Below are 18756 nucleotides of genomic sequence, written 5' to 3'. Positions count from 1 at the left end.
CCAAGGAACCAAAACCCAACACCGACCCACTCAGTCAAACTGCACAACACCAGGCCAACAGCATGACGACTACTCAGATCCACTAACCAACGACAAGAGCACACTCCTTGGGCGCAGCATCAGTTCACCTGCCTCCTCAACGCGGATGAGAACAGGCCAACGGTGTGCCCGGCACGCATACTGATCGGCAGTCACCACATCCCAAACGGTGCGCACTAGGGCTTGCAGCCGGGTGGTTGAGGACAGCCCTGCATATCCTCGGGCAGGCTCCAGGGCAGGCCGTGGTCGGCATTACTGAGCGGCCACACAGCCGGCGGCAGCGGCCTTCTGCGCGATGGGCTCCCGCAAGGAGGGAGGGCACTGCGCCGGTTCGTGGCACTGCTCGAGCCCCGGCTGGTGGATCGAGGGTGGAGTTCAGCTGTGTACGGCAGCCGTCAGGTACGTCAGGTACACCCCTGCCTTGCAGTCGGGCATCTTCCGCAGGGCCCAGCGGCCCCGGACGGTCGTGCTGAAGAAGTTCGACTCGGCGTCGTCCTCCTCCACTTCGCCCTCCTCAGGGGTGTAGCCGGCCTTGGGGAGCTGCGTGTGCAGGAACGCCAGGGTGGTGTCGAAGCCGCCCCGTACGACGGTGGCGACGACGAGCCGGCCGCCGGTGCGGTGCTCCACCGAGGTCACGACCGTGCCGTCGGGCACCGGCAGGTTCTCCGGGAAGTCCTTGGGCAGCGGCAGTGAGGCGGCAGTGGGACAGCCGTCGGGCGCGGCACCGGCCGGCGGATCGGTTGCCCGCTTCGCCACGTACGGCGCCGGGTGCTCGGCGTGCTTGCTCGCCGCCGAGCACCCGGTGACCGCGGCCAGGCTGAGGACGGCTCCTGCCAGTACGGCAGACCAGGACGACGGCCTCATCTAGTGGCTTCCTCCGGGCTTCTTATGCTTGCGGCTGGCCACGGCGTCGTACGCGCCGTACAGCGTGTTGCCGGAGGACTGACGCGCGATGGAGGCCAGCGCGTCGTAGTTCTGCGTGCCTCCGGTCGCGCAGGTGCCGGTGCAGCCGTCGGCGTAGGCGGCGAGCACGCGGCCCTGGGCGTCAGTGGTGACGTCGATGAAGTCCAGGAGATTGCGGTCCTTGCCGCAGGTGGTGCCGCCCGTGCAGATCGAACCCTTCTGCACCGGGTCGGTGGGGGTGGCATCGGCGGTGACCCAGGACTGGCCTCCGTCGTAGGTGGTGGCCACGTACAGGTGCCATACGCCCTGGAAGGCCGGGTCCTGGTAGTTGCCGCCCGTGGTGGTGCCGAGGAAGGCGAAGGCGGCGCGGTTGTCGTCGCCCGCGGTCACGGCCGGGAAGACGACGTTCTTGATGCCGAGGGACGCGCCGACGTTCTGGTCGTACAGCCACGTCCTGCCCTTGTCATGGCTGACGGCGATACGCGGCGTGCCGTCGCTGTTCTGGTAGCCCATGTAGAGGGTCCCGCCGGCCCCGATGCCCACGCTCGGGTCCGAGTCAGCGGGGGTGCTGGACGGGTTCTTGCGGACGGACCATGTCAGCCCGTTGTCCTCGGAGACGGCCACAGCCTGATGGTCACCGCAGCCCTTGTTGGGCACGTACACCGTGCCGTCCGGGGCGACCTTCACATGCCCGTGCAGGCCGCCGCAGTCCAGCAGCGAGTACATCGCAACGGCGGGCCCGTACGTCAGACCGCCGTCCCGGCTGACCGCGCAGGAGGCGTCAGCGATGTCCTGCGAGCAGTAGTAGACGGCGTTCGGGTACGACGTGAGGGCGCCTGGTCCGCCCGGGGCGAAGGGACCCCCACCGATGGTCTGGTGGTCCACACCGGAGTTGATGCCCGAGCCGCCCGTCGGCGTCCATGATTCACCGTCGTCGTCGGTGTAGCAGGTCAGCGCGGTCTTACCGGCGAGCTGCGACTCGAAGGTGCGGTGGGTGACCGGGTCGGTGAACAGGATCGGGTCGAGGCTGGTGGTGCTGCCCTGGGGGCAGCCGTTGGCCGCGCTGGCGCTTTTGTCCTGCCATGTGGCGGCACCGGCACTGTCGTAGGTGACCTTGAGCGTCGACGTGTACGCCTGGAACATCGCGGCGCCGCTCGCACGGTCGACACCGATCGAGGGTTCACCGGCGTTGTGCGCGTCCGCGATGCCCTCGGGTGCCCAGGAGTTCGCGTACGTCGGCGCTGTGGCCGTACTCGGCGGTGGATCGACCGGAGCGGTGATCAGGCTCGCCGTGCCGGTGAAGCTGTCGCCGAGCGGCGCGTACGGCACCACGCGCACGGTGTACGACGCCGACACCGCCGGAAGCAGCACGGTCTCGGGGTCGCTGGACGAGGCAGAGGCGGCCACCTCCCGGCCGTCCGCATCGAGGACGTACAGGTCGAAGTCGGCCGCGGAGTCCGGCCATCTGACGTCGATGCGCAGGCTGTGACCGGCGTCGTATCCCGTGGGCACCGACACCTTCAAGGCGTAGTCGTCGCAGGGTTGCGCAGTCCCACAGCTCACCGTCCCGGCGGTGCCGGAGAGGTTCGGGACGGCGAAGGGACCGGCGCTCCACGTGGTCGTGGGCGCGGTGTCGCTGACCGATCCGGAGGCCGGGGTGGCGGCGTTGGCAGCCACACTCGGCAGGGTTCCGGCGATGAGCGCCAGCAACCCGACGGCAAGACGCCCCCGCGATCGCGGGTGGTGGCGAAGACAAAGTGCGAAGAGGAAAGCCACAGGTACCTCGTGGGTTCGCGAGTCGGACGAAGGGTGGTGATGTGTGGCGGTAGGGGTGATGCCTTCGTCTGCTCTACGGGGAGGCAGGCGGCGTCCGTCGCGAGAAACCGAACTCTTTTCGAAACAGGCCCCCCAACGGCGCGCACGGGCCCGCCATACCATCCGGGCCTGCGCCCCACTCCCCGCGCGACTGCGCAACGGCACTTACGCAGGCCTGGTCACAGGGCGTCGACGCAACGGACCTCGGCGCCCGCACCGGTGATCCGTTCACCGGCGATGAACATCGCTCACGCGGAGGGCGCGGGTCAGACGGCGGGTACTCGGGCGATCAGGGTCGACAGGGAGTCGTACCCCTGCCGGGTCAGGTCGATCAGCGCAGGCCGGACCGGACCGGCACTCAGGCCGGCCGCCGCCATGCCGGCCTTCACGACGCTGACCACGTACCCGGCCCGGCGGTCACGGATCCCGGTGCACGGGAGCACGAAGACCGAGAACATCCTCGCGACATCGGCCCGACACATTCCTGCCCACAGACGCCTGGCACGCGCCAGATTCCTCAAAGCACCCGGCAAGACGGCTCGTACATCAACAACCCCCAGACCGTCGTCCCGGTCAAAGACCCCCTCACCAACGTGACTGTCCGCACCGCACTCGGCGGAAAGACCTGACACAAGGGAGGCGGACTCCCGGGAAGTGCGCCTGTCTCCGACCCGTGTGGCCTACGACACCCAGCCCCCTGAACAGGATCAGCACTTCAGGATGACGGGTCCAGGCGCGTCGTCTGGCGACCGCATCGCTCACCCGCGCGCGGGCTCACTGGCGTGCCGCAGCCCGCGAGGGCCTTGGCTGCGCGGGTCCTGTGGGCACGGAACCGGCGCAGGTACGAGCGTGCCATGGGGCCCGGGGGGACGCCCCGGGCAAGGGCCCGCATGTTGCGCTCGCCCGTGTTGTACCCCAGGGCAAGGAGTTCGTCGCGGGTGTAGCGGCGTACACGCCGCCGCGGAAGGCTCTGATCGAGACCCTTCAGGTACAAGGCGGCGACGCGGATGGCGAAGGCGGGGTCGTCGCGAAGGTCCTGCCACCGCCCCGTCAGGCCGTGCGCTTGCTGGACCCGTTCGAACGTCGCACGGTGCACGTTGGCCACGCCGAAGGACGCTTCGGGCTTCCACCGCTGCCACAGCCGCTCCAACAGCGGATGGTGGGGCTTGTACGCCTCGTTGTGGAGCACCGTCATGACCAGCAGAGGCGACACTTCCGCCTCCTTGGCGCTACGGACCACGACGGCGGCGTAGTCGGCGGGATCGTAGCCGCCGGGCAGCACGGGTGGAGTCGGCACCTCGCCGGCGTCCGCCTGGCGGAATCTTTGCTTGGACGCCGGTGTCGGTCTCCTGGTCATCTCCACTTGCTTTCTGGGCGTGGGCAAAAGAGCGCCAGGGGCCGCTCGGGGCGGCCCTTGACTTCGGTGCGGGCATGGAGGGTCAGGTCCCCGGCGAGAGGGTGCTTCGCCGCAGCGGTTCAGGACGGCCGGGCGGTCGTGGGTGGTTGGAAGCAGGCGGTGACGTCTTTGCCGTGGGGGCAACGGCGTGCCTGCCAGCGATCGGCAAGGGCATCGACCAGGAACAGCCCGCGCCCGCCCAGGGCGCTGTCACTCGCCCCGTGCCGCTCAGGCAGCCGGCTGGAAGGGTCATGCACAGTGACATGCAGGCATTCCTCATCCCAGGTGAGGATGAGCTGCGCGGTGCTGCCGGCATGAAGATGGGCATTGGTGACCAGCTCGGACACGGCCAGCACCACGGAGTCCACCAGATCCGGTGCTCTGCGCTCCCAGCCGAGGTCGGCCAGATGCGCACGGGTCCAGTCCCGGGCGGCCTTCACGCCGCTGCTGAGGGGCAGCGATCGCGCCCATCCGACCGCCCTCAGCGATGGGTCCTGCGCCACTTCTCTCCTCCAGCCCTAGTACCTGTTTGTCCCGTCTGCCCCGCAAACGGCAACACGAACGTGAACTGACGGGAGGCTGTGCAGTGAGCTTTCCTCAGGCCCTCCCTCACTTCGGTGCCGTCGTGGCCCCATGGTTCTGCTGGGCGAGGGCCGCGCTCAGTGCCGTGGCGAAGAGGCACCATGCCGCGTAGGCCAGCAGGAACTCGGCTGCCGTGCAATCGGTTTGCGCGGTTCGATGAATCAGCTCCAGATTGCTCAGGTCGAGCAGCACCGAGCTCGGTGTGCGCATGGTCTGGGCTGAGACGATGTCCGTGAATCAGGGTTCGCGCCACATCATGGAGAAGCTCGGCATGACGCTCGTGGACACCATCTCTACTCCCCCGGACATGGCGATGGTCGAGGGTTCCGAGTTCGGAGGCGTACGGTACGAATCACCAAGAATCAGTGGGAGCAGCGGTAGCCACCGGAGGAACGGGCCGACGGCCAGGCCAGGTCGGTCTCGGCAAGGTGGCCGCCAAGGACAACGGTGCGGTGTACGACCAGTCCGATCGAGTCCCCTGCACCGTTCGGCTGCGGATCGACCTCACCCACGGTGCCGACTCCCGCACTGCTGCCCTGGCCAGGGCCTTCAAGCTCGTCGAGTCGGCCCGGCGGCGGTGGCGAGCCGCGCATGCACCTCCTCTACACCGCTGCAGCCCTATCCGTCTGGTCCGCCGCCCAGGACCTCTCCGGGCGGCCAACCAGGTCACCCGGCCGGGCCCGTAGCGTTTCTGGGTGGTCTACAGGTCTTCAAGGACAACGTCGAGCAACTGGTGGCGCTGTTATTGGGAAGTCCAGGCCAGCTCAGACCCGGTGGCCACGGCGCTTGATGGATCCGCGTAGCAGCACCGGGCTGCAAACTCGCATGGCTCGTGGAGCGGCTGCGCTTGCTGGCGAGACGGACAATGGGTGACCGGATCAGTGCAGCCGGGTCAACCGCACACCGCTCGCCGGCCGGTCCGGGTGGAAGGCAACGCCGTACTCGCGAGCGGACAGGTTCGCCTCCGCGACGGAACCGCCCGTCGCGCGACGGACTCCGCGAGCCAGTGCCGGCCCGTTCGTGCAGTGGGCCCTCGCCGGACCGATGACACCGAAGCTTGTTTGCAGTTCTGACGGCGCTTGGCGTCCCTGCGGCGGCGGCGTTTCTCGGCGAGCTGGTCCTGGTAGGCGGCGACGGCATTGGCGAACCGCACTCGGCGCCGAGCTGCTCGGGCGCGGCACCTGCCTCGGCGTACCCAGCCTGGAACAGCCACACTTCAGCCCTCGCTTGGGTGCCTCCTGCTGGGCCGTGCCCCTGCCATCAGCCGCCCTGCTCTGCACGCCGGTCCGCATCGCCCGGCTCCTGACCACCGCGCACCGCCAACTCGCCGGCGGGTGGAGTGCACATCCAGCATGTGACTGCTAGTGGTCCGAGAGGGTGACTTTGCGTCAGTCTCCCTGCGAGGTTGTCGCAGGTCAGCGCCTTGGGTGCAGGGTGTGGGGGGTAGATTTTTCACCAATCGAGTTTTTAGCCATAGCTAAAGGTGGCATCCTGAGGGAGTGGTAACAAGCGTTACCGCCATGTGAGTTGGGGGAGTGAGACATGGGCATTTTTGCTCGTGACGAGAGCCGGACCGAGTTAGCTGCGGCACGGGTGGCGAGGCAGGCCACCGCCTCGCTGGCCGGCGTGCTGACGGGGCTGGGCAAGAGCCGCTCCGATCTGGCGAAGGCGATGGGCGTCAGTCCGGGGCGTGTCAGCCAGATCATGTCGGGGGATGCCAATCTCACGGTGCGCACCCTCGCCGCCGTGGCCGAAGCGCTGGACGCCGACGTTCAAATCACCTTCTGTCCCCGACCACAGGCGGCAGCCAGTGGTGGCACGGGCGCATCTGCCGTCAGAAGCACGGGGTTCCCGGCACACCGCTGAGCGTCGGTGCCGCCGCGGCTTCTGTCTCAAAGTCGACCCGTCGTGGTGCTTCGTCGTTCGCTTATCGTCCGCGAGCCAGCCATCGGTCGTACCAGTGACGCTGCGGGGGCAGCCCCGGGCTGTGGAATGCGTCGTTGGATGTCGCCTTCGCGCGCAGGGCGCGGAGTTCTTCGTTCTGGCTGCGGCGGCCGCGGGCGTAGGCGAAGTGCAGGAGGTGTCCGCACTGGGCGAGTGCGGTGCCGAACGCCTGGCGTCGGGCGATGAGTTCCTCGGTGGTGGGGTCGCGCTGCCAGGTGACTTCCCCTTCGCGGCATGCCTCGTCGATGCTGGTCTGTACATCCAGTGCCGCGTCGATCGCCTTCTCGGCGTCCGCGTAGATGGCATTGATCGTTTTGGTGTCGGCGGCGAGCGGGTGCCGTTCCAGCAGGTACAGCTTGAGGTCGTGGACGAACACCCTGAGCTGGGTGGACGTTTCGATGCCGTGGAGGAAGCGGTCCGACCAGGTGCAGGCGTCGAGGTGCACGCGCTGTACCAGCCGTTCCCTGACCAGGGCGATACCCAGCGTCATGAACTTGACGTACGGCTGTGCCGTCTCCTCCTGTTTGCGCCGCGGCAGCGCGGTGGCACCCGTCGCCGCGCCCGCGATCACCGGAGGAATCGACGCCGCGTGCGGCAGGAGGGCCACCGCGCCGGCCGCCACCGCGGCCATCATCGCCAGCACGAGCAGTGTCAGGCCTGACGAGGCCCAGCTGCCCAGCAGCCGCCCCTTGCCTGCGAACTCGCGCACCAGGCCGACCCAGGCGATAGCCGCGCTCACGCATGCCGGTAAGGCGTAGTCCACTAACCAGGCGTGGTGAACCCAACTCATCGACGGCGCCCCCAAGACGTCCCACGAACAGGCTGGACCGTCGTCAGCGTGCGATGAGCGAGCAGCCCTCGCTTCGGCATGTCACACCGGCGCCCGGTCCTCTCGCCGGCGCGCCTTTCGTCGAGAGCTGCCGCGAGTAGAGCTGATGATGTCAGCCGGGACAGTACCCTGCCGTTACTTTGAGCAACAATTGGCCAGCCTGTCGGCGGATCCGTTCAGGGGGCCGGCTGCGGCGGTGGGCTCCTCCCAGAATTCCTGCGTCTGCGGTTCGGGCACGGTCCTCCACAAGATCGGTGGTGTGCGTGCGACAGGGCGGCTTGTCAGTCGTCCGTCCAGGACGTGACCGTGAGAGAGCACCGGCTCTGATCGTGGTCGACCGAGGTCAGGCGGCGGCTACCTGTCCGATCAGGCAGCCGCGCCGCGCAGCGACGGGCGCGGACCGGCCTGGACCTGGTGTCGGGCGCCGTCCGGGTCCCATCATTGTGCTGGGACTGATCGCAGGCGCGCGGGCCTGTCGCCGCGACCCGTGACGGATCAGGTCAACAGTCGGCTTGAGATCAGCCGTTCCTCTCCTACCTGGCAGGCCCGCTCCTGGTCGGCTGCCTGGTGGTGGTCGGTGCGCCCTACGCCCTGTGGGCCGGTGCCGTCTCCTTCGCCGCCGTGGCGGTGCTGCTCGAGCCGCTCGCACCGCGCAGGCGCGCCCTCACGCCGCCCCGCCTGTCTTCGACTGAGACGACGAGAAGACCGCGGAGATGGCGGTGATCACCGCCTGCGCCTCCGTGAGGCCGGCGGCTATTACGCCGTAATAGGGGTCGACGCTATTACGGCGTAATAGCTTACGGCGTACGCAATTGGTGAGTACGGCCGGTCAGCGGCGGGTCAGAAGGGCGTCAGCCCGTCCTGGCATCGTGAAACACGTGAACGGCGCCGCGGGAAGACCGCGGGGCCGGGAGCCAGGAGAGGTGCCCGGAGTGGCTGATCGGGGACCAAGGGCGCACGCCCGGAGTCGGACCCCTGCGAGGGTCCACGCAGGTTCGAATCCTGCCCTCTCCGCAGTGAAAGAGCGCAGCGATACGGCCTCGGCCGCCATGAGGCGGCCGAGGCCGTACGTGTGCGTGCCCGGCAGCCGTCGTCCTTGCGTCCGGGGCAAGCGAGACGTCCTGTCGAGCGCACCTCATGTACGTGACGTCAATGAGGTGCGTTCCCCTGGTCGTCAGGTCGCGCGGCGCAGCGGGACGACGACGTTCTGGCCCATGCGCTTGGGGTCGAGGCGGTAGTACTTGATGTGCCCGATTCTCTCGGTCTCCTCGAGCCAGCCGGCCTCGATGACCTGCTTGCGGGTGCGGGAGAAGACGGGAGGTGCCATGCCGACGAGCTTGGCCAGGTTGGCCGCGGTTTCGAGGACGGCGCCGGAGCGGTCGGTCGGGTGCAGGGCGTACAGCATGACGACGAGACGCTGGTTGGCGCTCATGCCCGCCGTCTTCTCAAGCAGTTCGAGGTTCTTCTGCTTGTCGTCGATGCTGATCACTGGGCCTCCCACCGTGCAGGGGCATTGTCGTCGAAACCTGGGATGTCCGGCGGGTTGCACGTCTTCACGGCTTCACGCTGTTCGATCCCTGTGCCGTGGAAGGCAATGTACGGGCTGATCCGGTAGAAGTTGTAGTTGCCGATGCGTCCTCGGATCACCAGGATGCGGTGTTTGGCCAGCTTCCTGTTGATTTTTCCTACGGCATCCGGGGACATGCCCACGCGTTTGGCGATGTCCGCTCCGGTGGCCCGCAGCGGTTCCATGCCCTCGGGCGAGACCCCGATCCACCACAGGACGAGGAACTTCTGACTGGGGGTGAACGCCTTGGACTCGGTGATCGCCTCGACTCGCGCCTTGTCGACCTGTGTGTGCCGGCCGGAGAAGGCGTACGGCGCATAGGGGACCGGCTCGCCGGTATCGGCGTCGACCAGTCTGCGTAGTGCTCCCAACGGGCCCTCCGTGGAAGGGGGGTGATTGGTGGTTCATGAGGGACGACCGTGAGGCCGACCAGATGAACTTAACGTACATGAACATGAAGTCAATCAACTCCGCCTGTCGGCCGTGTCGCCTGCCGCTCCGTCAGGGTCTCGTCCTGCGCTCCCGACTGCTCCGAGTGGTCGACTCATGTACGTGACGTCAATCTGGTACGGCTGGAGGATCGTGGTACCCGGTTCCTGCAGTCGTGGTGGCAGTTCTTGTGAACGTGGTGCCAGTTCCCTGGGACGTGGTGTGCGGTTCCTGAGACTGGGTGGTACGTCCGAGGCATCTGGGCACCCCGATCCGTGAAGCGTGCTGCACGGTTGGCCGAACTGCCTGCCAGTTCTCAGGATCTGGGTCGTTCGATGCATTTACGCAGGTCAGAGCCGCAATGGCGGGTGCGCTCTCTTACCTTGGTAGTCGGCGGGCAACCGGCCCCGGGATGCGAGGGTGGAACCAGTGGGTTAGTACGCCGTAATGACTGGCCGGGCATTCGGCGCCTAGGGGTCTGCGACTCGTACTCCCCCAGCCGCCCGACCGACCTCAGCCCACGACAGGCCACCCCGGACAGTCCTCGGCTCGACAGCGGACCCTGGCCCGCTCGAGTCGTGCTTGACGACGGAGCCACGCGCACACCAACCCGGTGCTTCCCGGCGCGCACGGTCCGCGCCACGACGAAACGGATGCGCGCCGGGAAGTGCCGGGGCAGCGGGGTCCAGGGGCCGGCGAAGGCCCCTGGTACCACGCTGCCGAGCCACGTCCGGGTCCACCCCCGGAGCTGCACCGATGTACGGCGGATGCCGGCACGGCGGCTGTGACCTGCGCCCGGGAACGGGCGGTGCGGCAGGAGACTTCTGGGCGTGGGCTATTACGGCGTAATAGCCCCGGGATGGAGAGTGGGGCCGGCAGGTGGCATCTGGCGCTGCATCAGTCTGCAACAACTAACGTGTCGGTGCTTCCAAGGATCTTGGACGTTAGTAAGGTGTCGTCCATGAGTTCGCCAGCCAATTCCAGCGACCGCGAGAAGGTCGTCTCCAAGCTGCCGGGATGGCTCCGGCAGAACCTCAAAGTCAGAGCCGCCCAGCACGGCATCGAGATCCAGGCGGCCGTCGAGCAGGGCATCCGGGACTGGTGCACCCTCGCCTCCACTCCCCCGGCCATCGACACCTCCCGTGCCGACTCGTTCTCCACCTTCCTGCCACCCGGCCAGTGGGACGAGTTCCGGCAGGCCGCCACCGAACGCCGGGTCTCGCTGATCCAGGGCCTGGCCCAGTCCGTCCAGTTGTGGCTCGACTCCAACCCCGCGCCGCACGTCGAGCGGCCCGAGATCACCCGTCGCATCATCGTGTGCAACCAGAAGGGCGGTGTCGGCAAGACGGCCATCACGGCAGGCCTCGGCGAGGCGCTCGCCGAGGACACCGAGCGCCTGCACGCGGTGCGGGTGGCCAAGGCGCTCACCGAAGCCCTGCGGGCGAGCGAGGCTTCCGACGATGAGGTGCCGGGCGGCGACGACCCGTTGAGCGTGGAGAACCTGCCGGGGCTCGGGATGCGGGTCCTGCTGGTCGACTTCGACCCGCAGTGCCACCTCACCAACCAGCTCGGGGCTACTCCCCTGCCCATGAACGGCGACAGCCTGACCAACCACATGGCGGGCGACCCCAAGGGCGACCTGCGCGACCTCATCGTCTCTATCGACGACGAGACCTTCGACGGCCGGCTCCATCTGCTGCCCGCCTGCAACGACGCGTTCCTGCTCGATGTGCGCCTGTCCGCCGTGCGCGCCAGGGAGGCGGCACTGGAGCGAGCCCTCGCCCCGCTCGAGGCCGACTACGACGTCATCCTCGTCGACTGCCCGCCCAGCCTCGGCCTGAGCATGGACGCCGCCGCCTACTACGGCCGCCGGCGCGACGGCGAGAAGCCCGGTCAGTCCGGCGCCCTGATCGTCGTACAGGCCGAGGACAGTTCGGCGGACGCCTACGAGCTGCTCACCACTCAGATCGACGACCTGCGCGGCGACTTGCAGGTCGACATCGACTACCTGGGCATCGTCGTCAACCTCTACGACTCCCGCCGCGGCTTCATCGCCACCTCCTCCCTCCAGGGCTGGGTGGACATAAAGGATCCCCGGGTCGTCGGACTCATCGGCGATCTCAAAGAGCAGAAGGAAGCGGTCCGGATGAAGCGGCCGCTGCTGTCCTACGCACCCAAGTCGCAGCAGGCGATCGGGATGCGCGCACTGGCCCGGGAGATCGCATGAGCAAGGCCGACCAGCTCGGAGCCGGCCGTTTCGGCGGGGCAGTGCGCTCGGTCAGCGCACGCCGCCAGGCCGTGGCCGCCGCCACCGGGGTACCCACCGAGGGGGTGGCCCCGCCCACCGAGCTTCCGCCGCACCGCATCAGCCTCAACCCCGACAACCCGCGGTCGAGCCTCGGCGACCTCACGGACCTCGCGGGCAGCCTGAAGACGCACGGACAGAAGCAGGCGATCACGGTGATGAACCGTGACGCCTACATCAAGGTCAACCCCGAGCGTGAGGCCGACCTGGAACCCGACACCACGCATGTCGTCATCGACGGCAGCAGCCGGCTCGCCGCCGCCCGCGAGGCACGGCTCCCCGCCATCAAGGTGATGGTCAGCGACGACCAGGGCACCAACTCCGAGGAACTCCTGGAATCCGCGCTCGTCGCCAACATCCACCGCAGTGATCTCGGGGAACTCGACGAGGCGCGGGCACTGCGGCGTCTGCTGGCCATCCACGGCAGCCAGACCGCGCTGTCCAAGCGGCTCCACCGCTCGCAGGGGTGGGTGTCACAGCGGCTGGCTCTGCTCAATCTCACTCCCGAACTGCAGCGCCGCATCGGCGAGGAGCCGATCGATCTGCTGCGTGCGGTGGCCAACAAGCCGGCCGCGGAGCAGGAGGCGGCGCTCCAGGAGCTCAAGGAGGAACGGGCGCGGAGGGAGGAGGAGAGGCGCGGGCGGCAGAAGGCGAGCGGGGACACGACCTCTGCGTCCACCGCGCCGGAGCGAGCGGGAGAGCCGACCGATGGTGCTGGGTCGGGCCTGCGGCCGGGGGAGCGGGAGAGCTATTACGGCGTAATAGGAGACGGCGAGCCGGGCGCGGCTGCGGCGGCCGGACAGGGGGAGCCGACCGGTGGTGCTGTGGAAGGCCGACGGGCGGGGGAGTCGGAGAGCTATTACGCCGTAATAGGAGACGGTGAACCCGGTGCGGCCGCCGCAGCGGGTCAGGGGCAGCCGGCCGGTGGGGCCGGGTCCGGTCGGCGGGCGGGGAAGGCTGAGGGCTATTACGGCGTAATAGGGGGTGCCGAGTCGGGTGCTTCGGGCTCGGGTGCTTCGGTGGCGTCGGTTGCTGCCGCTGGTGAACCCGAGGTGCCGGAGCCGCGGGCGGAGACGTCCGTCGCCGGTGCGGAGGCGGATGCGGCGGCCGGCCCCCATCCGCGCCGGGTGCCGTACGACGAGCCGGGTCCCCTCGCCATGCTCCTGGACCGGAACATCGACAGCGACGACATCTTCTTCGACCTGCTCCGGTTCCTGTGCAAGAAGGGCCGGGAGCGGGACTCTGCCCGGCTCGCCGAGCTGGCGCAGTCCTTCGCCGAGGAGGCCGCCGTACAGGGCGAGTGATCCCTGGGAAACGGTGGACGGGCCGGGCGCGTTGTGGGCCGGCCCGTCCACTGCTGTCTCCGGGCTATTACGGCGTAATAGCCCGGAGGGTGCCCCTATCCCTTTGGTCAAGGGAACGGGGGTGCGTTGGGTCGGAGCGCCAGACAGCATGGCGGGGTGGCTGATCTGCTGTGGGATGACGTGAGTTCCTTCTTCGACCCGGACTTGATGGGGGCGCTGCCTGACGTGCGTGTCCCGAATGCCTCGGTGGAGGACTGGCAGGCGGTCCTCGATCTTGTCGTGGAGAGGGGCTGGAAGTGCCAGTACTCCGAGGGAGAGACGGTGCTTCCCGTGCCCCGGGCGATGGCCGTGCTGTTCCGTCCGGCGGATGCCGAGGGTCCGGACCTGCGGGTCTGGCCAACTGCCGATGTGTTGGCGATCTTCCGTTTCTATGCCGACGATGAGGTCGACTTCGACGTCGACCTGCGGGAGTTGCAGGGCCAGGATCGACTCGATGTGTTCTGCGGCTTCCTTCGGGAGATCGGGCACCGGCTGGGCAAGCCGGTGCTGATGGACCCAGAAGGCGACTATGGCCATCCAGTGCTCGGCTACGATGTCGAGGCCGATCGAGTCGTTCTCCTCGCGGATGCGCAGGTCAGGTGACTGAGCCCGACGGCGGCGGTTCATAGAGGGCACAGCACCGGCGCAACGGCTCTCAGACGACGTCGAATTCGTTGCCCTCGGGGTCCTGCAGGGCGGCGGCGTAGAGCCCCATGTCCGGCTCATCCTTGATCCGCAGCACGGTGGCACCAGCTTTGACCAGCCGTTCCACCGTAGCCTTGACCCGCTGTGCGCGAACGTCCAGTGGGACGTCACGGCCACCGCCGACCTTCAGGTCGAAGTGCCACCGGTTCTTGGCGACCTTCGGCTCCGGAACCTGCTGGAACCACACCCTCGGTCCACGTCCCGCGGGATCGACGATCGACTCCGGAACATCCCCGGCACCGGCCGGCAACTCTGCCTCGGGAACCCCCACCGCCGCCCAGTAAGCACGCCACGTGGCGTGCCCGGCCGGCGGAGGCTCAGGCACGTAGCCCAGGGCCTCGGCCCAGAACGTCACCATTCTCTGCGGATCGGAGCAGTCGATCGTCAGCTGCACTGTCATCTCCATGCTCGGAGCATCCCAGGCAGGTCTGACAGACAGGCCCCTCTGCTCACGCTTCGTCCGGCCTTGCCTCGGCGCCGAGCTGCCACATCCACGTGACGTCAGAGCTCTTCCGGCGCGGGTGAAGCCGGTGCTCAAGCTCCTCGTCAGCGGTCCGTCGATGCCTCCGGACCCGGTGACACCACCTTCCGGATCATCAACCGCAACAAGGGAGGCAGGTCATGCCGGAACCGAGGGCTGGAGGCCCCATTGCGGAGCCACGAAGCGGTAACGGGGGGCCGGTGGGGTCCGGTGGGGTTATTACGGCGTAATGGAGACGGGGAGCCGGGCGCGCCTGCGGCGGCCGGGCAGGGGACCGGGCCGAGGGTGCCGGGGCGGGCCGGTGGCAGAGCAGGCAGAGCCGGCTGGCAGTGCCGGGCTGGAGGGCTCAGGAGCCGGAGAGCTATTACGCCGTAATAGGAGATGGCGAGCCGCGCGGTTACGGGTGGCCGGGCATGGAGGGCCAGCCGGTGGTGCCGGGGCGGGCTGACGGGCGGGGAGGCGGACAGCTATTACGGCGTAATAGGAGACGGCGAGCCAGGCGCGCCCGCGGCGGCCGGGCAGGCAGAGTCGGCTCGGGGTTGCTAGGCCGGCGGGCGGGGGCGGAGAGCTATTACGGCGTAATAGGAGACGGGAGGTCGGCCGGTCGCCGGGCCAGGTCGGTGGGCAGGGAAGGCTGGGAGCTATTACGGCGTAATAGGTTGGGCCCCGCTCGTGCGCCGCAGGCGGCTACAGGGAGATGTCGATCTGGTCGACGTCGGTGAACTCCACGTCCAGGCCCTGGGCTCGGGTGTTGTCGGCTCGGAAGTACATCTCTCCGAGGCCCTCCGCTGCGATCTGCAGGAGTTGGTCCTCAGGGGCTCCGGCGTCTCGGGCCTGGAAGAGGCGTTCGGCCCAGCGGGGCGGGAGGGCCTGGGTGATGTCGCGGATGCGGGCGTCGTCGGTGGTGCCCGGGGCGGCGGTGAAGCCGAACCTGGCCCGGGTGGTGAAGACCAGGCCGTCGGTGGTGGCGGCCCTCTGCTTGGCCCGGGCCCGGACCTGCGGCTGCCAGCGGCGGCGGACCTCGCGCTCCAGGCGGGCGGCGAGTTCGGGGCGAGGCTGCTTCAACTGGTCGGCCACGTACCGTTCCACCGTGCGCTGGGAGATGCCCAGGAGTTCGGCGACCGGCCTGGTGCCCTTGAGCTGTTTGACGAGGAATCTCATCCGGGCCGGTGCGCTCTTGGGGATGGGGCGGGTGAACGCCTGCTCCAGCGCGCGGTCCAGGCTGTCCCCTACCGAGTCCATGACCGGCTACTCCCCTTCGGCGGCGATGCCGTCGTTCTTGATGTGGTTGGCGATGTTGAACACCCCGCCGTGCTGCTCGAACTGTTCCTCCGCCCACAGCACGGTCTGGGTGCCCTGGTGCTTGATCATGCCGGGGCTGACGCCGAGTCGGAACGTGCCCGGCACGGGCTTTCCCTCGGGGGTGTACGGCAGGAAGTCCAGCGGGCTGGGACCGGGGGAGGGGTAGACGAGGGCGTCGGTGCCGATGGCGACGGGGTAGCGGTCCGTGGCGGCCGCCGTCTTCATGATCTTGCGGTGCATGCTGACCCGGACCGTCGACAGGACGGCGGCGCGGATGTCGGGGCGCCAGGTGGGGCGGGCCAGCGCCGGCCAGGGCTCGTAGTACGGCACCTGGCCCCGGTTGCGCTGGCGCAGCTTGCCGATGCCGCCCTTGGCCGTCGCCTTGATGGCCTTCAGGACCAGGGACAGCGTCGGGTCCACATGCCGGGAGCGGGCCATGGCCTCCAGGAACTCCTCGCCGGCCATGCCCGTGGTCACCCCGAGGTCGGCCATCGTGGCGATGTAGGCGTCGCGCAGCCGCTTGTACCAGGGGTCCAGATAGCGGCCGGTGCGGGTGCGGACGTACGCCTCGATCGGCGCGACCTCGAAGCCGAGTTCCACCGCGTACGCCACGGTCGGTGTGGCGTACCAGGCCGGTCCCTCGGGCCGGTCGCCCCTGGGGGTGAACGGCGACGGGAGTCGGTCGGCGTCCAGTGTGCGGCCGCCGACCTGGACCTGGGAGAGGTCGACGTGGGAGAGGTCGACCAGCCAGGAGCCGGGCAGTGCGGGGTCGAAGCGCGGGTTGCCGGTGAGGTGGGTCGGTCCGTTCAGCCCGACGGTCAGGCCGTTGGCGGCCGCCGCGAACGCCATGTTGACGTCGATGGCGACCAGGTACGGCTGCATGCACTCGTCGTCGGTGAGTTCCCGGCACCAGTCGTACGGCTCCTCCAGCAGCATCTCGGCCGGGGTGCGCTGGTGGTGGCGGGCGAACCGGCCTTTGAGCAGCGGGTGCTCGTCCGGGACCTCGCACTCGACGACGTCGTACACCTCGGTGAGGGCCTCGGCGTTGAAGGCCTGCCGGAACTCGCCGGTGTCCGGGTCCTTCTCGGCGCGGGTGGGCGGGCGCAGGGCCGTCATCAGTTCGAGCCCGGTGACGGCCGTGGTGCCGCGCGGGGTCATGACCCGCTCCGCGTAGGTGCCGAGGAAGCGGGCGAGGTCGGCGGCCGGCATGGTGGGCAGGCGGGGGTCGTTCTTGTCGTCCCACTCCTCCACGGGCAGCGCGCCCCAGGAGGGGATGCACAGTTGGACGCAGCGGCGGCGGGCGCCCTCAGGGTCGCGGTAGAGGCGGGCCCACGGGCCGAAGCCGAGCTGGGTCAGCTGCAGACCGGCCTTCTTGACCTGCTTGACCACCTTGTGGCTGTCCTGCAGCCGTCCGGCGCGGCGTTCCTCGGGGGAGAGAGTGACGGGCAGGCCGTAGCGCTCCAGGGCGGCGGAGGTGAGGACCAGGACGGGGTCGGCGTCGCGGCCGTGCCGGTGCAGCCGGTCCTGGCCGAGCCGGGCCTCGGTCAGCGTCCAGTCGACCAGGGCCGCAAGGCTCTTGGCGGGCACGTCCAGGACCAGGCCGCCCACGCAGTAGGCCACCACCTGGTCGCCGTCGAGGTCGACGACGGCGAGGGGGCCGTTCTCGAAGCGGGCAGCGGTGGGTTCGGCCGTGGCGTCCGAGGCTGCCGGTGTCCTGGACGGCTTCCTCGGTGCGGACCTCGGCCGGGGGGTGGTCGTGGGCCTCGTCCGGGTCTGCCGGGGTGGCTCGGGTGTGGCGTTCGCCGTGGCCCGGGTGTCCGGCTGCGGGGGGAGGGGAGGAGCCGCCGCCTCGCGGGGCTGGTGGTCCTCGGGCGCCGGGGGAGGGGTGGGCGTCTGCGGGGACGGCTCGAGCGGGGCGGGTCCCTCCACCCGGGCCCCGGCTGTCTCAAGGGACGGCTCCGGCGGGGCGGGGAAGCGTTCGGCCAGCTTTTCCAGGAAGCGGGCGTAGGCGGCCCGTTGCGGCGGCCGGGGCTCGTTCCGGCCCGACTCCCAGCTCGCGACCGTCTCCCGGCGGGTCGCGAGCGCGGCCGCGACCTGGGCCTGGCTGAGCCCGGCGGCCTCGCGCAGGCGCCTGCGTTCGGCGGGCGCCGGCAGGTCGTTCTGGGCGACTTCCTCCAGCAGCGCGTCGACGGCGCTGAACAGCTCGTCCTGAGTGGGCACGCGGCTCACCTCCCGGCCCGCACCCTATCCCAGGCACGCATCGCATCTATCGCCGGATCGCTTGCGGATCGCACATCGTGTCGCATGCCAGGGGGGAGAGGCTGAAGAGGGGCGTTCCGCGTTCCGCGGGCATACGCGCCCGGTGCGACACGCCGTCCCGACGAGAGTTTCCTCCGATTGAGCGACAGTCACGGTGGAGAAGAACCTGTCACGGGGCCGGTGCGGGGACGGGGAGGCGGGCGATGGTCTGGGGCACGCTCAGCTCGGAGGCGGACGCGGAGGCGCTGCACAGGGCCGAACGCGCGGCAGCCGAACGCGGGTTGGGGGAGCGGACCCACGCGGTGCACATCGGCAGCCGGCTCACCGGGCTCGGCTGTGTGTCGGTGTTCCCCGCCCTGGGCTGCCTGATCTCCGGTCTCGCCCTGCTCGGCACCACGCACGGCGCCGGCCTGACGGCCCTGGCCGGGGTTCTGCTCGCCCTGGTCGTCGCCATCCCGGCGGCCGCGCTGTGGACCGAGGGCCGGCTCACCCACCGCGACCTGCGCCTGTACGTCTTCGACCGGGGCGTTGTCGTCACCCGGGGCCGGAGCGAGACCCACGCGATGACCTGGCCGGAGGTGCGTGTCACCGAGCGGACGGAGACCTCCAGCTACGGCCAGCACAGCCACGGCCCCACCGTCCACTGGCTGTACCTGCAGCGCCCGGACGGCCTCCCGCTGACCCGGATCAACACCAACAACCCCGCCGGGGTCGCCATTGCCCGCGGGATCGCCGAGTGCCGGGAGCGGGAGGCGGTGGCCGACGGGGGGTGACTGTGTCGCCCACGGGGACTGGGTTCGGGCGGGTTGCTCCCGGAGGGCCTGGCCGGTGCGGGCCCGGAAGCGGGGGGGGGGGGG

The 18756-nt window shown here is 69.3% G+C and carries 17 protein-coding genes and 1 tRNA gene; 6 read left to right on the top strand and 12 right to left on the bottom strand.

What is annotated here, in order from left to right; all coding sequences use genetic code 11:
• Positions 1-414: 414 nt before the first annotated feature.
• The 6 genes from AB0950_RS37510 to AB0950_RS37485 form a co-directional block, all read right to left on the bottom strand.
• On the bottom strand, positions 415-903 hold the full coding sequence (locus AB0950_RS37510) for a hypothetical protein (protein WP_366780470.1): 489 nt from the start codon (positions 901-903) through the stop codon (positions 415-417).
• Entirely contained in the window at positions 904-2619 is a 1716-nt protein-coding gene (locus tag AB0950_RS37505) for a sialidase family protein (protein WP_366780469.1), read from the bottom strand.
• Between the two features lie 404 nt (positions 2620-3023).
• Positions 3024-3215, bottom strand: coding sequence for a hypothetical protein (locus tag AB0950_RS37500; RefSeq protein WP_360575781.1), 192 nt, complete (start codon positions 3213-3215; stop codon positions 3024-3026).
• 257 nt (positions 3216-3472) lie between these two features.
• Positions 3473-4039 carry a lytic transglycosylase domain-containing protein gene (locus tag AB0950_RS37495; protein ID WP_360161583.1) on the bottom strand — a complete coding sequence of 189 codons (567 nt, stop codon included), beginning with the start codon at positions 4037-4039 and terminating at the stop codon, positions 3473-3475.
• A gap of 194 nt (positions 4040-4233) precedes the next feature.
• Entirely contained in the window at positions 4234-4656 is a 423-nt protein-coding gene (locus tag AB0950_RS37490; RefSeq protein WP_360161585.1) for an ATP-binding protein, read from the bottom strand.
• 106 nt (positions 4657-4762) lie between these two features.
• Positions 4763-4927 carry a hypothetical protein gene (locus tag AB0950_RS37485; protein ID WP_360161587.1) on the bottom strand — a complete coding sequence of 55 codons (165 nt, stop codon included), beginning with the start codon at positions 4925-4927 and terminating at the stop codon, positions 4763-4765.
• A 1350-nt stretch (positions 4928-6277) separates the two neighbouring features.
• Between AB0950_RS37485 and AB0950_RS37480 the strand changes: the two genes are divergently transcribed.
• Positions 6278-6601, top strand: a complete 324-nt coding sequence (locus tag AB0950_RS37480; RefSeq protein WP_366780468.1) for a helix-turn-helix transcriptional regulator — start codon at positions 6278-6280, stop codon at positions 6599-6601.
• A 61-nt stretch (positions 6602-6662) separates the two neighbouring features.
• On the opposite strand, the gene AB0950_RS37475 is transcribed toward AB0950_RS37480, so the two are convergent.
• Positions 6663-7442: a hypothetical protein gene (locus tag AB0950_RS37475; protein ID WP_366780467.1), complete on the bottom strand. Its 780-nt coding sequence runs from the start codon at positions 7440-7442 to the stop codon at positions 6663-6665.
• A 983-nt stretch (positions 7443-8425) separates the two neighbouring features.
• Between AB0950_RS37475 and AB0950_RS37470 the strand changes: the two genes are divergently transcribed.
• Positions 8426-8522: transfer RNA gene (locus tag AB0950_RS37470), tRNA-Pro, on the top strand.
• Positions 8523-8682: 160 nt separating this feature from the next.
• Here AB0950_RS37470 and AB0950_RS37465 read toward each other — a convergent pair.
• A complete protein-coding gene (locus AB0950_RS37465) occupies positions 8683-8994 on the bottom strand; it encodes a replication initiation protein, RepL2 (RefSeq protein WP_360161655.1) in 312 nt (103 codons plus the stop codon).
• Positions 8994-9446, bottom strand: a complete 453-nt coding sequence (locus AB0950_RS37460) for a MarR family transcriptional regulator (RefSeq protein ID WP_360161595.1) — start codon at positions 9444-9446, stop codon at positions 8994-8996. Before AB0950_RS37460 ends, AB0950_RS37465 begins: the two co-directional genes overlap by 1 nt.
• 1019 nt (positions 9447-10465) lie before the next feature.
• Between AB0950_RS37460 and AB0950_RS37455 the strand changes: the two genes are divergently transcribed.
• The 3 genes from AB0950_RS37455 to AB0950_RS37445 all read left to right on the top strand — a co-directional run bounded on the left by AB0950_RS37455 (position 10466) and on the right by AB0950_RS37445 (position 13755).
• Complete coding sequence (locus AB0950_RS37455; RefSeq protein WP_360575786.1) at positions 10466-11731, top strand: AAA family ATPase; 1266 nt, start codon at positions 10466-10468, stop codon at positions 11729-11731.
• Positions 11728-13113 carry a ParB/RepB/Spo0J family partition protein gene (locus tag AB0950_RS37450; protein WP_366780466.1) on the top strand — a complete coding sequence of 462 codons (1386 nt, stop codon included), beginning with the start codon at positions 11728-11730 and terminating at the stop codon, positions 13111-13113. The genes AB0950_RS37455 and AB0950_RS37450 overlap by 4 nt, the downstream gene beginning before the upstream one ends.
• Before the next feature lie 156 nt (positions 13114-13269).
• Positions 13270-13755: a hypothetical protein gene (locus AB0950_RS37445; RefSeq protein WP_366780465.1), complete on the top strand. Its 486-nt coding sequence runs from the start codon at positions 13270-13272 to the stop codon at positions 13753-13755.
• A gap of 52 nt (positions 13756-13807) precedes the next feature.
• On the opposite strand, the gene AB0950_RS37440 is transcribed toward AB0950_RS37445, so the two are convergent.
• From AB0950_RS37440 to AB0950_RS37430, 3 genes are all read right to left on the bottom strand, one after another.
• Positions 13808-14263 carry a VOC family protein gene (locus AB0950_RS37440; protein WP_366780464.1) on the bottom strand — a complete coding sequence of 152 codons (456 nt, stop codon included), beginning with the start codon at positions 14261-14263 and terminating at the stop codon, positions 13808-13810.
• A 762-nt stretch (positions 14264-15025) separates the two neighbouring features.
• Positions 15026-15580 (bottom strand): XRE family transcriptional regulator, encoded by a 555-nt coding sequence (locus AB0950_RS37435; RefSeq protein WP_360161605.1) that lies wholly within the window; start codon positions 15578-15580, stop codon positions 15026-15028.
• A gap of 6 nt (positions 15581-15586) precedes the next feature.
• Positions 15587-17860, bottom strand: coding sequence for a helix-turn-helix transcriptional regulator (locus tag AB0950_RS37430; protein WP_366780463.1), 2274 nt, complete (start codon positions 17858-17860; stop codon positions 15587-15589).
• A gap of 242 nt (positions 17861-18102) precedes the next feature.
• Here AB0950_RS37430 and AB0950_RS37425 point away from each other — a divergent pair, with 242 nt between their 5' ends.
• On the top strand, positions 18103-18672 hold the full coding sequence (locus tag AB0950_RS37425; RefSeq protein WP_366780462.1) for a hypothetical protein: 570 nt from the start codon (positions 18103-18105) through the stop codon (positions 18670-18672).
• Positions 18673-18756 lie beyond the last annotated feature (84 nt).

This window comes from Streptomyces sp. NPDC007189 (genome assembly GCF_040703635.1).
Classification (GTDB): Bacteria; Actinomycetota; Actinomycetes; order Streptomycetales; family Streptomycetaceae; genus Streptomyces.
Note: the sequence above shows the minus strand (reverse complement) of the source record. Positions and strands in the feature narration are given on the sequence as shown.